The sequence below is a fragment of the Rheinheimera gaetbuli genome, from assembly GCF_054781935.1.
In genome coordinates this window covers 375,773-388,630 of the sequence record NZ_BAAGTL010000012.1, presented here as the reverse complement: position 1 = coordinate 388,630, position 12,858 = coordinate 375,773, and the positions used below count along the sequence as shown (strand labels likewise).

The 12,858-nt window shown below is 49.8% G+C and carries 10 protein-coding genes; 6 read left to right on the top strand and 4 right to left on the bottom strand.

Going from position 1 to position 12,858, the window contains the following annotated elements; genetic code table 11:
• Window positions 1-29 precede the first annotated feature (29 nt).
• Complete coding sequence (locus ACYVIC_RS12330) at window positions 30-2,273, bottom strand: DNA internalization-related competence protein ComEC/Rec2 (protein ID WP_460860346.1); 2,244 nt, start codon at window positions 2,271-2,273, stop codon at window positions 30-32.
• A 64-nt stretch (window positions 2,274-2,337) separates the two neighbouring features.
• On the opposite strand from ACYVIC_RS12330, the gene ACYVIC_RS12325 reads away from it, so the two are divergent.
• Window positions 2,338-2,877, top strand: coding sequence for a DUF2062 domain-containing protein (locus tag ACYVIC_RS12325; protein ID WP_460860345.1), 540 nt, complete (start codon window positions 2,338-2,340; stop codon window positions 2,875-2,877).
• 1 nt (window position 2,878) lies between these two features.
• Here the strand turns inward: ACYVIC_RS12325 and ACYVIC_RS12320 are convergent, their stop codons facing one another.
• Genes ACYVIC_RS12320 through ACYVIC_RS12310 form a run of 3 tightly spaced genes read right to left on the bottom strand, consistent with a single transcriptional unit; the run spans window position 2,879 to window position 6,052 of the window.
• A complete protein-coding gene (locus ACYVIC_RS12320; RefSeq protein ID WP_460860343.1) occupies window positions 2,879-4,117 on the bottom strand; it encodes a lipoprotein-releasing ABC transporter permease subunit in 1,239 nt (412 codons plus the stop codon).
• Window positions 4,118-4,143: 26 nt separating this feature from the next.
• Entirely contained in the window at window positions 4,144-4,851 is a 708-nt protein-coding gene (gene lolD, locus ACYVIC_RS12315; protein WP_460860342.1) for a lipoprotein-releasing ABC transporter ATP-binding protein LolD, read from the bottom strand.
• The gene (locus tag ACYVIC_RS12310) at window positions 4,844-6,052 is read right to left on the bottom strand and encodes a lipoprotein-releasing ABC transporter permease subunit (protein ID WP_460860341.1); all 1,209 of its coding nucleotides are present in this window, start codon (window positions 6,050-6,052) and stop codon (window positions 4,844-4,846) included. Before ACYVIC_RS12310 ends, lolD begins: the two co-directional genes overlap by 8 nt.
• Window positions 6,053-6,148: 96 nt before the next feature.
• Between ACYVIC_RS12310 and ACYVIC_RS12305 the strand changes: the two genes are divergently transcribed.
• The 5 genes from ACYVIC_RS12305 to ylqF all read left to right on the top strand — a co-directional run bounded on the left by ACYVIC_RS12305 (window position 6,149) and on the right by ylqF (window position 12,825).
• Window positions 6,149-6,757: a PilZ domain-containing protein gene (locus tag ACYVIC_RS12305; protein ID WP_460860339.1), complete on the top strand. Its 609-nt coding sequence runs from the start codon at window positions 6,149-6,151 to the stop codon at window positions 6,755-6,757.
• A gap of 21 nt (window positions 6,758-6,778) precedes the next feature.
• Window positions 6,779-10,255, top strand: coding sequence for a transcription-repair coupling factor (mfd, locus tag ACYVIC_RS12300; RefSeq protein WP_460860338.1), 3,477 nt, complete (start codon window positions 6,779-6,781; stop codon window positions 10,253-10,255).
• A complete protein-coding gene (locus ACYVIC_RS12295) occupies window positions 10,252-11,373 on the top strand; it encodes a CsiV family protein (protein ID WP_460860337.1) in 1,122 nt (373 codons plus the stop codon). Before mfd ends, ACYVIC_RS12295 begins: the two co-directional genes overlap by 4 nt.
• A 139-nt stretch (window positions 11,374-11,512) precedes the next feature.
• A complete protein-coding gene (locus ACYVIC_RS12290; protein ID WP_460860335.1) occupies window positions 11,513-11,794 on the top strand; it encodes a hypothetical protein in 282 nt (93 codons plus the stop codon).
• A gap of 95 nt (window positions 11,795-11,889) precedes the next feature.
• A complete protein-coding gene (ylqF, locus tag ACYVIC_RS12285) occupies window positions 11,890-12,825 on the top strand; it encodes a ribosome biogenesis GTPase YlqF (RefSeq protein WP_460860334.1) in 936 nt (311 codons plus the stop codon).
• The last annotated feature ends 33 nt before the right edge of the window (window positions 12,826-12,858 follow it).

The window sequence follows — 12,858 nt, the reverse complement described above, 5'->3', positions numbered from 1 at the left end:
AAGGTCCTACTAAAAAAATTTGGCGTATTCTAACGTGTTGTTACTAAGGTTTCAGCATTTACAACTGGCTTTTGCAGCCAAAAAGGTAACCGGTTGTCACGATATGCCTGAAAATGCAGCGTCTCGTCCGCAATATGTAAGCTGATAGCACCACTTTGGGCAGTATTTAACAATGCAATACCCAATAGTTGTAGCCGCATGCGCACATCTGAAACCGGATGCTGATGCCTGTTATATAAACTGGCACTGTTTAGTGCTAGTTGCGGTGCCAGTTGATGCAGAAAAACAAAATCACTTGAGCTGTTGCTACCATGATGGGCCAATAGTAAAACATGGGCCCGTAGTTGCGGGTATTGCACCAGCAGCTGCTTTTCTACCATTCTGCCTATATCGCCAGGCAGCAGGATCTTCCAACCATGCACATTTAGCAACAGTACACAGGATGCGTCATTTTTACTGCTAAAAGCGATGTTGGGCTGCAACATCGTCAGCTGTGCACCAAGATACTCTGATGGTAACGCATGACAGGGTTTTGCCTGCTCAATATGACTAATATCACTAATAATTTGTACTGTTGGATACCGCGCCTGTAACAGAGGCCAGTCGCCGGTATGATCACTATCATCATGACTTAGAATCAGATAATCCAACTGGCGGATGCCACGCTGGCGCAGATAAGGCAGTACCACCGCAGCGGTAGCACTGTGATCACCATAGCGCGGGCCAGCATCATATAATAAGCCGCGTCCGCCTTTTTGCAGTAATACCGCCAGCCCCTGCCCTACGTCAATAACATGCAATTGCCACTGCGCCGGACGCAGTACACTTAATATCAACGACACCAATAGCATTGTCAGTACAGGATACAACCATTGCTGCCGGCTTAGCAGCCATAACAGCAACAGCAAGATACTGACCACAGCAAGCCATACCGGCCAGTCTGGCAGCGCCAGCCAGCTGTTGCTTTGGGCACATACCGACAACCACCACTGCAACGGCAAAAATGTCAGATCCGCTAATTGCCATAAATACTGCGCACCCGGCACTGCCAGCAGGCTAAGAACGAGCGTAACCAACAACAACGGCAGTGCCAGCAGGCTGCACCAGGGCACAAATAGTATGTTCGACAATAAAGCGACAGTCGCACTGCCATTAAACAGCATAATGCTAAGTAAGGTCATTGCCAGCGTTAACAACAAATGAAAACGAAGAAACAAGCCAAATTTTTGCCGCCAGTTCCCCGCACTGACGGGCGAAAGCCAAAGCAACAAAAAAATGGCCGCTACCGCCAGTACAGACAGCCAAAAACTTTTACTTAGCAGATAAAACGGTTGTAGCAGCAATAAACTGGCACAGAGTATCAACCAATACTGGCTGTAATTCAGACGGCGCTTCAACAACATCGTTATGGCTACAATAAACAATGCCGCCAACGCACGTATTGTCGGAATAGCAAAGCCGGCAAGCCAGGCATAGGCCCATGCAACCAGAAATGCGCTGGTTAAGGTAGCGACACTGCGCAGTGGCAAGCCGCGTACTGGCCAAGGCAGTGTCCGCAGCAACAGTAGACTCCAGCCGAACACCAAGCCAATATGCAAACCCGATATCGCCAATAAATGTGCCAGCCCGGAATTTTGCAAGCCCAACCATTGCCCAGCACTAAAATGTTTCTCACCCACGGTCAGCGCGCGCAAAATATCGGCCGTAGCTAACCCCTGCAACTGCCGCTCCACCAACGAAAGTAAATAGTGGCGAAAACTGGCGCTAAATTGCAGTAGCGCTGGTGTTGACTGAGCTACAACGCTGCCCTGCGCCACTATCCCATTTAACAGCGCCTGGGCTTCGCGATTGATACCGCCAGGGTTTGCCGTGCCCGCTACCGGGCGAAGTTTGGTGCTGAAGCGCCAACGTTGGCCGTTCTGGATCTCGGGTATCGGCCGGGTATAGTCAGTACCAACGTTTTGCCCGATGTTATAATGCCAGCCAAGTGCCACCGTGTAGCCTTTAGCCTTGCCATAATCCAGTTTGAGTTCAAATTGACTATACTCAGCAGAGTTGCGGGGCGTACCTATAACCACCCCGCTGATCATCATATCCGAACTTAGCAGTGCCTGTTGCGCATTGAGGTAGTGTTGATATTGCCAACTTAGACTCAGTAAATAGGCCAGTACACCGAGATAAAACCAGCGAATATAGCCAGGCAAAACGAAAAACAACGACAGCAGTAGAAAAACTGCGAAAAAAGGTGGCACTATTGGCAAAAATAACGACAATAGGCAGCCAGCGAGCACACCGATACAAAAAGATTTCATGTTTGTTTTTTGTTAGCAGGTTGTAATGCCAAAGAACTTTATTAAGAAATATTTACCATCACCAGAAAAAATCAAGCAACAAAAGCTATTAAAGTTGTTTGGTAGTTTGTTGCATGATGGCAATTTATGGCATTTGAACCGTCGCTCAGCCCGCGGGGCTTTTGCTGTTGGGTTATTTTTTGCCTGGATCCCAATGCCATTTCAAATGGTGGCATCGGCTGCGGTGGCTATTCCATTACGGGTAAATTTACCGCTGTCAGTCGCATTGGTCTGGATCACCAACCCGTTAACGATGCCAATACTATTTTATATTGCCTATTTGGTTGGTTCGGTAGTGCTGCGCACGCCGCTGGAGCCTTTTGCTTTTGAAGCCAGCTGGGCCTGGTTACAACACAGTATTAGCAGTATTGGTAAACCGTTTTTAACCGGTTGTTTGTTGATGGGAATATGCTCGGCAATCGCCGGCTACTTTGTTATAGATTGGTTGTGGCGCTTGTCGGTGCGTAAGGCCCAAATAGGCCGCAAACTCAAGCTTCGCAGAGTAACACGACAACCTAAAGACTAAATCAGCGTTGTCCCAGCACAGCCGCAGGCTGAACTTTGCTGGCCCGCCAGGCCGGGTACAAGGTCGCCAGTAAGCTCATCAACAGTGCCACACTGAAGGTAAACGCTACATCCTGCCAGCGCAGTAACGACGGCACGTAGTTAATAAAATAGATACTTGGGTCCAGCAATGAGTGACCTAGCAGCCGTGTCACAGCAGCAAACAACGGCTCGATATACCAGGCCAACAAGGTACCGCCCAAGGCACCAAACACGGCACCAATCAAGCCGTTTAGCCAACCCAGCCACATAAACGCCAGCACGATGGTTGATGCCGGTGTTCCCATGGTAAGCAAAATGGCGATATCGCCCTCTTTTTCCCGCACAGCCATAACCAAAGTGGCAATAATATTAAAACAGGCTACTGCAATTACCAGCGCCAGCACCAGATACAAAATAGTGCGCACCATCTGAATATCCTGATACACATGGCCCTGGGTGCGAAACCAATCTAGCTGATAAACATAATCTTCTGAAACCCGCCCCAGCTCTCGCGCCATCTGCGGTGCAGCAAAAATATCGTCAATTTTAAAAGCAAAACCCTGCACTGTGTCAGCCGGTAACGCCAGTAAAGCGCCAAGTGCGGTTAAATCCAGCCAAATCTGGCTGTAATCTAACTGGCCACCTACCGCGACAATCGCTGATACGGTCAGGCTAACGGTACTGTGGCTGGCCAGCCGGCCATCGTCGCTTAGTTTGGGTAGTAGCAGCTGCAGTTGCTCTCCTACTGTTACGCCTAGTGCATCTGCAATACCTTTACCCAGTGCAACCTCGTTGCTACGCAGATGATCTAACTGGCCATCAACAACATAGCTGGCAAAATCACTGATACCACGTTCTGATTCACATTCGATGCCACGAACTTGCGCCGCTTTCACCTTGTTGTTAAAACGCAGCATGCCGTTAGTTTTAATATAGGGCGCACCGGCCTGCACGCCGGCAACGGTTGTCAGCGCGGCCAGCTTGGGCTGCCAGTTGTCGATCTGCTGCTGCACTGCTTCAAGCTCCACATGCGGAATAACTGACAACAGACGTTGCTCCAATGCCTGCTCAAAGCCATTCATCACCGACAAAGCCAAAATTAAAATCGCCACCCCCAGCGCAATACCCAGGGTAGAACTGGCAGAAATAAAGCGGATAAAACCACTAGTGTGGGCAGTGCCACGATAACGTCGTGCCAGTTGCCAGGCCAAATTATTCATTGTGCACTCCAACCACTTCACGCTCATTAAAATTGTATTATCAAAGGTGGTACTTCCGGGGGAACTTCCAGGTGACCATCGCGCATCAGCAAAAACCGGTCTAGCTTGGCTGCCAACGCCTGATCATGGGTTACCACGACAAAACTGGTGCCCAAATCACGATTCAGACTACGCAGTAGTTGATATATCGTATCTGCCGTGTGTTGATCCAGGTTACCGGTAGGCTCATCCGCCAGTACCAACGCCGGTTCACCCACCAGGGCGCGGGCAATGGCCACACGCTGACGCTCGCCGCCGCTCAGCTCTGCCGGACGGTGGCTTACCCGATGGGCCAGACCCACTTTTTCCAGCATCAACTGGGCCTTCGCTTTAGCATCTGCTGGCGACAAACCTCGAATAAACAGTGGCATAGCAACGTTTTCCAGCGCAGTAAAGTCCATCAGCAGGTGATGAAACTGGTAGATAAAACCCAGTTGTTGATTACGCAGACGGGCTTTTTCTGTCGCAGATAAACGACTGATATCTTGCCCCAACAGTTGCATGCTGCCGCTGTCAGCTACGTCCAAAGTACCTAAAATATGTAATAACGTACTTTTACCCGAGCCTGAACTGCCAACAATCGCCAGCATTTCACCACGGTTAACGCTAAGGTTTACATCATGTAATACCGGCGTGACGTTTTGTCCATCACGATAACTTTTGCAGATTTGCTCTGCATGCAACAGGTTACTCATCTCGTAAAATTTCCGCCGGATTAATGCTGACCGCGCGTTTGGCCGGGTACCACACCACCGCCAACGTCAGGCCAACGGCACTGAGAAAAATGATACCAAGCTGGCTTGGCTGAATATCTATAGGTAAATTTATGCCAGGTGCCAGTTGTAAACCGGCTAGCGCCAATAAGCTATTTAGCTGGCTGGCCAGCAGCACGCCAGCTACCAGGCCGAGCAATGCACCACTTACACCATTGCTTAAGCCTTGTACTGCAAACACCTGAAACAGCTGACGGTCTGTCATGCCCAGCGTCTTTAAAATAGCAATTTCGGCCTGTTTGTCGGTCACCATCATTACCAATGCTGAAACAATATTAAACGCCGCTACCGCTATGATAAGCAGCAACATCAACGACATCATGGCTTTTTCCATCGCTACAGCGTCAAACAACTTGCCATGGCTTTGGCGCCAGTCCAACACTGACACGTCAGTGCCGGCGAACTGCTGTTGCAGTTTTGCTGCCAGCTGCGGTGCAGCAAAAGGCTCTGCTAAGGTCAGGCGCCACTGTGCAGTATCAGCTTGCAGGCTAAGTAAACGCCGCAAATCATCCAATGCTGTTACCACAATGAGCTTATCGACATCAGAGCCGGTATCCAACATTCCTGCCACAGTAAACACACGCTGCCGCGGCACCCAGCCCATCGGGGTGTAACTGCCCGCCTGAGGCAACATAAAACGTAATTTGTCACCAACCGACACTTCAAGCTGTTCGGCCAATTCCCGGCCCAACACCACGCTGTAACGTGTTTGCGCAAATTGCTGCCAGTCACCCACTATCAATGACTGACGCATAAAATCGGGCAGTGCATTAATTGTCACGCCCTGCATTAAAACGCCGGTGAGCTGTCTGGGTGCTTGCACCAGCGCTTCAGCCTGTATAAACGGCGTAATTTGCTGCACCTGGTTATTTTGCAACAATGCGGCCTGCCAGTCTGTTGGATGCTGGCCGTCGCTGCTAACAATAATATGTGGAATAACACCCAGAATGCGCTTTTTCAGCTCGCCTTCAAAGCCGTTCATCACGGAGCTGACAACCGTCAACGCCAGCACGCCAAGAAAAATTCCTGCTACGGAGAACAAGCTGATAAAAGAAATAAAGGCATTACCTTTACGGCTTTGGCTATAACGTATGCCAATAAATAAACTGATTGGTAACTGCATCCTAATATTCAGGACAAGGCCCACTTGAGATGGTAAAGTGGCGTCGATCATAGAGATTATTGTCAGTGGTGACAAGCAGCTTGCAAAGGTAACGCCATGAGTGAGTTAACAGTACAGCAACTAGCCGAGCTTTATCAGGATTATTTCAGTGTTGAGCACAGTATCAGTGTCAATGTGCAACCTTTTGCAGGCGCCCTGCCCGATCAGCAGGCGTTACTAACGGCTATCCCGGCGCCCTTTCTTCTGGCATCCGATGTCAATGGCCTTAACAGCTCAGCACTGCGTTCATTAAACCGTCTGGGCGAGATGGCAGATGAGCTGGCAACTTATTTGCAGCAACAGGCAAAGAAGATCGATTTGCTGCTGCACTACGTATTGCGCCAGCAAGATAATGCTGCCAGCCGTTACACCACAATAAGTTATGGCGGCAGTGGCTGCAGTTATATCTCCAATGCAGCGCTACAGCCATTGCAGGTTGTTGAAATAAAACTGTTTTTGGATAATAACGACGGTGCAGTATTTTGCTACGGCCAGGTGTTAAGTTGCCAGGCGCATGCTGATGGCTATGTGCTGCAGCTGGTATTTAACCGTATCCGTGACGAAGACCGGGAGCTGCTGGTACGCGCCAGTTTGCATCAGCAATCGCGGTTGTTAAAACAAAAAGCCGAACAGCGGCAACGGGCGTCGGTAGATAATCAGCATTAATTTAAAGGTTTGTCGTTTTACATGGATTTGATCTCCGTTTTACCACAATTGAAACACACCGCAGATCAGCTGCACTGGGGCAATCTCAAAGGTGCAGCATTGCCACTGAGCATCGCTAATCTTGTCAGGCAACAAAGCGGTTTTTATTTATTGCTGGTCGCCGATACGCCAACGGCACTGCGGCTGGAACAAGAGCTGGCGGTATTTTTAACCGACGACAGCTGCCCGCTGTTAACGCTACCCGACTGGGAAACCCTGCCCTACGATGTATTTTCACCGCATCAGGACATCATTTCACAGCGGTTAAAAACCCTGTATCACTTACCAAGGTTAAGCCGTGCGCTGGTGATCGTGCCGGTAAGCACCGCTTTGCTGCGGATTTGTAACCGCGATCATCTGGAACAAAACAGCTTTATCATTAAAAAAGGCCAGCAGGTTGATTTAGCCGCACTAAAACGCCAACTTGCGGCTGTGGGTTATCGCAGTGTCGAACAAGTGATGGAACACGGCGAGTTTTCAGCCAGAGGCTCTATTTTAGACTTGTATCCAATGGGGGCTACCTCTCCTTACCGCATTGATTTTTTTGACAATGACGTTGATGGCATTCGCACCTTTGACCCCGACAATCAACGCAGCCTGGCGCCTGTAGATGCCATAGAATTATTACCGGCACACGAATTTCCTACAGATCAGGCCGCTATTGAGCGGTTCAGGCTGGCCTATCGCGAGCGCTTTGCCGCCCGCAATGAAAAAGAGTCATTGTACCAACAGGTAAGCCAGGGCATGTTACCGGCAGGCATTGAGTATTATCTGCCGCTATTTGCTCAAAGCACCGCTACCTTATTTGATTACCTGCCACCGAACAGCCGTTGTTTGCTATTGGGTGACACTGAGCACAGTGCCGACAAGTTCTGGCATGAACTGCGCCGGCGCTATGACGACAGGGCAATAGACTTACTGCGACCAATACTACCACCAACTGAATTATACCTGAGCGTCGACCAGCTGTTTGCCGCCCTAAAAACGCATGGCCGTATCCGCTTAAGCCAGGCACAGCTACCTGAGCGCAGTGGCGTCAGCAATTTAGTTGTCAGCCAATTACCTGAGCTGGGCGTAAATCATCAGCTAAAAAACCCGTTGCAGGCCCTGCAACAGTTTATTTTAACGTTGAAGCAGCAACAGGGCCGGGCGGCATTTTTCGTTGAAAGTGAAGGCCGCCGCGAAAGCCTGCTGCAACTACTGCACAAAGCCAGTATTCATATTTCGCAGTTTGCCGATCTTAATGCCTTTGTTCACAGCAAGGACGATTTGGGCATTATTGTCGGCGCACTGGAACAGGGCGTATTGCTGCAACAACCAGGCTTGTTAGCATTAATCAGCGAAAACGAATTATTTGGCCAAAAAATCAGCCAGCGCCGGCGGCGTAAACGCAGCCAGCAAGTCTCCAGCGATACCGTGATCCGCAATCTGGCCGAGTTAAATACCGGCCAGCCAATTGTGCATTTGCAACATGGTATCGGCCGCTATCAGGGGCTGCAATTGCTCGATGCCAGCGGCATCAGCGCCGAATTTGTCACAATTGAGTACGCCGGCGGCAGTAAGTTATACGTGCCAGTAACGTCTTTGCACCTGCTTAGCCGATACAGCGGCAACGATGCCGAACATGCCCCGCTGCACAAACTGGGCAACGACAGCTGGGAGAAATCACGGCGTAAAGCGGCGGAAAAAGTGCGCGATGTTGCCGCCGAGCTACTGGATGTCTACGCGCAACGCGCGGCGCATCAGGGCTACGCCTTCAAGTTGGATGACGAGGCTTACCTGGCCTTTGCCGACAGCTTTCCTTTCGAAGAAACAGCCGACCAGCAAGATGCTATTGATGCAGTGCTGCGCGATATGCAAACACCTCAGCCAATGGACCGGCTGGTGTGCGGCGATGTTGGCTTTGGTAAAACGGAAGTGGCCATGCGCGCCGCTTTTGTCGCCGTAAATGATGGCAAACAAGTGGCAATACTGGTACCCACCACCTTACTGGCACAACAACATTTTGAAAACTTTAAAGACCGCTTTGCCAACTGGCCGGTGCGGGTAGAAGTGCTATCGCGCTTTGTCAGCGCCAAAGAGCAAAAAGCCATACTGGCGGATACCGAAAATGGCAAAGTTGACATCCTGATTGGTACGCATAAGCTACTGCAAGACGATATTAAACTGCATGATTTAGGCTTGCTGATTGTCGATGAAGAACACCGTTTTGGGGTGCGGCAAAAAGAGAAAATCAAAGCGCTGCGCGCCAATATTGATATTTTAACCCTCACCGCAACCCCTATTCCGCGCACATTAAATATGTCAATGTCCGGTATGCGCGACCTGTCAATTATCGCAACGCCTCCGGCGCGGCGTCTGGCAGTAAAAACCTTTGTCCGCGAATATGAACATGGCCTGGTGCGCGAAGCAGTAATGCGGGAAATATTGCGCGGTGGCCAGGTGTACTTTTTGCACAACGACGTTGCCAGCATTGAAAAAACCGCGACCGATTTAGCTGAGCTGTTGCCAGAGGCACGGATTGCCATTGCCCACGGCCAGATGCGTGAACGTGAGTTAGAACAGGTGATGTCTGATTTCTACCATCAGCGTTTTAACCTGCTGCTGTGCTCTACCATTATTGAAACCGGTATCGACGTTCCGACCGCTAACACTATTATTATTAACCGCGCCGATAACTTTGGCCTGGCACAATTGCATCAGCTGCGCGGCCGGGTAGGTCGCTCGCACCATCAGGCCTATGCCTACCTGTTAACGCCGCCGCCAAAACGCTTAAGTAAAGACGCCGAAAAACGTCTCGACGCCATCGCCAGCCTGGAAGATTTGGGTGCTGGTTTTGCACTGGCCACCCATGATTTAGAGATTCGTGGAGCCGGCGAGCTGTTAGGTGATGAACAAAGCGGTCAGATAGAATCTGTTGGTTTTAGTCTTTATATGGATATGCTGGAACAAGCCGTACAGGCACTTAAGAACGGCCGAGAGCCCAGCCTGGACGCCATGTTAAATCAACAAACCGAAATTGAACTGCGCATTCCGGCACTACTGCCCGACAGCTATATTCCCGATGTAAACCTGCGTTTGTCTTGCTATAAAAAACTGGCATCAGCACGCAGTAACGACGAGTTAGACGAGGTGCAGGTAGAGCTAATTGACCGCTTTGGTCTGTTGCCTGACGCAGCCAAAAACCTGGTGGCCATTAGTGAATTCAAGCTGCAAGCTGCACAACTTGGTATTCGGCGCATTGAAGCCAATGCTAAAGGTGGCGTGGTCGAGTTTGCCGATAAAACGTCGGTATCACCGGCCTATATTATTGAACTGATCCAAAAGCAGTCGCGCATTTTCAAACTGGAAGGCGGACAAAAATTGCGTTTTACGATAGCATCAGACGATTACGCCGCACGTTTAGCTCTGATAGCCAATATGCTGTCAGATTTTGCCCGATATAAGGTAACAACATGAGTAAAACCCTAGCATTGTGTTTACTGGCAGGCATGGTACTGAGCCAGCCGCTATTTGCACAACAGCCTGCTGCGCAAGAACAGCGTTGGTTTGAGATAGAGCTTATCGTATTTAGCCAGAACCCGGCTGATAACCTGCAGGAAAGCTTCGTCGACAGCATAACGCCAATAAAGTCTGGCCGCGCTATAGATTTACTAACGGCCCGTTATCAGCCCGATATTAGTGCATTGCTTTTAACGCTACCACTGTGCTTACAACAAAGCCCGGCGCTGGCAGCAGATAGCTTTACACCGGCTTATATGACAGAACTATGTATTATTGAGCAACAGTTGCCGGCGTGGGCACAGAGCAGCCTGTTTGAAACGCGCCAACTAATGCGCAATGTGCCGTATCAAAATCAATTGCAACCGGTAATTACGGGTAACGGCCAACACCAGCAGGTGCCCTATTTAGCCGATGCAAACGCATTACAACTAACAGATGTCGCCAGCAGGATAACGCGGCAAAGCGATAAACAACTGCTGCTACATACTGCCTGGCGTCAGGCACCGGTAACAGAGCGGCTGGCTATTGCAACGCGCTGGTACAGCGGTAGCAATTATTCAGCTGAGTTCGATTACTGGGGCCAGGGCGTGCCGGCTTTAGCAGAGGACCACATCAACCCAATGTCGTCTGATACGCAAACAGCAGAGTTTGAAGCCGATAAACCGTCAAGCGACAATGACATGCTGCAACATATAGAGCAATTGTTGCAATTGCTGGCTGCTGATCGCGCGTTGCCAGAGTTAGCCAGCACCGATACCGCTGATATCGCCAATAACGGCAACAACACTCTAACCATTAATACACTGCCACAGCAGGTTTGGCAGCTGGATGGCTTATTTAAGTTGCACCTGGATCATTATTTATTCGTCAATGCTGAGTTTAATTTGCGCGTACCGCATGCTGATAAATTACAAACCATCTATGTGCGGCAAAGCCGGCGGGTAATAAGCGGCGAAATACATTATCTGGACCACCCATATTTGGGTATTGTGCTGCAAATCCGCCGCTACCAACCGACAGAGCCGCAGAGTGACGATGAAAATGTCACAGAGGATTTACCAGAACAGCCGTAATTTTTACCCAATTTACTTGCAAAATTACCAATAACTGCATAAGCTTGCGGCGTTTTACACTTTAATACAAAACAATACGGGTAAACCGGCTGTTACTTTTTTAGAATTACCGCATTGCATCAATTAATTACAGAGAATTATGGACGATCTGACACCAATACCAGAACTTAGCCCTGCACAATATGTGCTGTTGCTTGTCCTACTGGTAATGGCCAGCAGTTGTAATCCGTTGTTAAGCTGGTTATTCCCGGCCTTGTCAGGCACCTTGTGGCTTAATTTGCTACCACCTTTGATTGGCATGTATTTCCTGTTGTTGCTGTTTCGCAACCTCGGCGTCATCAGACTACCCAGTGCCGCATGCTATTCTGCGCTGTTAGCCCCCCTGTCAGTTGTAAGTATTTACCAGTTTGTGTTGCACTAGCACACCTGTTAGCTGTTTTGCGGTATTATAGCGCTAATATAGCAACGACTAAGCGTTAACGCTTAGCCGGCACAGGTAAAATTAAGGTAGTACGGATGTCTATTAACTGGTTCCCGGGTCACATGCACAAGGCCCGCAAAGAAATTGCCGAAGTGATGCCGCAGGTCGATATTATTATCGAAATGCTCGACGCCCGAATCCCATTTTCCAGCGAAAACCCACTGGTACCGCAGCTACGGGGCAATACCCCCTGCATTAAAGTGTTAAATAAAGCCGATCTTGCAGACCCGGTGTTAACCGCCCGTTGGGTTGAGCACTTTGAGCAACAGTCCGGTGTTAAAGCCATTCCTATTAGTCAGCAAAACCCGGAACAAATCCGTGCTTTGTTGCAACTGTGTAACGATATGCTGCCTGAGCGTAATCTGGACATTCGCGCAGCACGGGCGATGATTATGGGCATTCCTAATGTCGGCAAGTCGACGTTAATTAACACCCTGGCTGGGCGCACCATTGCCAAAACCGGCAACGAAGCAGGCGTTACCAAAATGCAACAGCGGATTAAGCTGGACAACAACGTTATTCTTACCGATACACCGGGCTTTCTATGGCCAAAACTTAACCCGCCCACCTGTGGTTATCGACTGGCGGTAACCGGTGCCATTAAAGACACCGTGTTTGATTATGCCGACATTGCCATGTTTGCCGCTGATTATCTGTTGCAAGTATACCCGACGGCAGTCATGCAACGTTTTGGTTTAACTGAGCAACCAGAAAACGATTTAGCACTGATGGACGCCATTGGTGTTAAGCGTGGCGCTATGCGCAAAGGCGGTATTGTTGACTTGGAAAAAGCCGGCAGCATTCTGATCACTGAGCTGCGCGCAGGTAACCTGGGGCCGCTGACCCTGGAAACCCCCGAAATGGTCAGTGCAGAGCTTACCGCAGCCAAAGCGGAAGAAGCGGCCAAAGCGAAAGAAAAAGCCGAGCGCGAAGCCGAGCGTAAACGCAAAGCCCAACGTAAATATCGTTAAGGCCGTTGTTGCCTGAAAATATGCGGCGAAAGA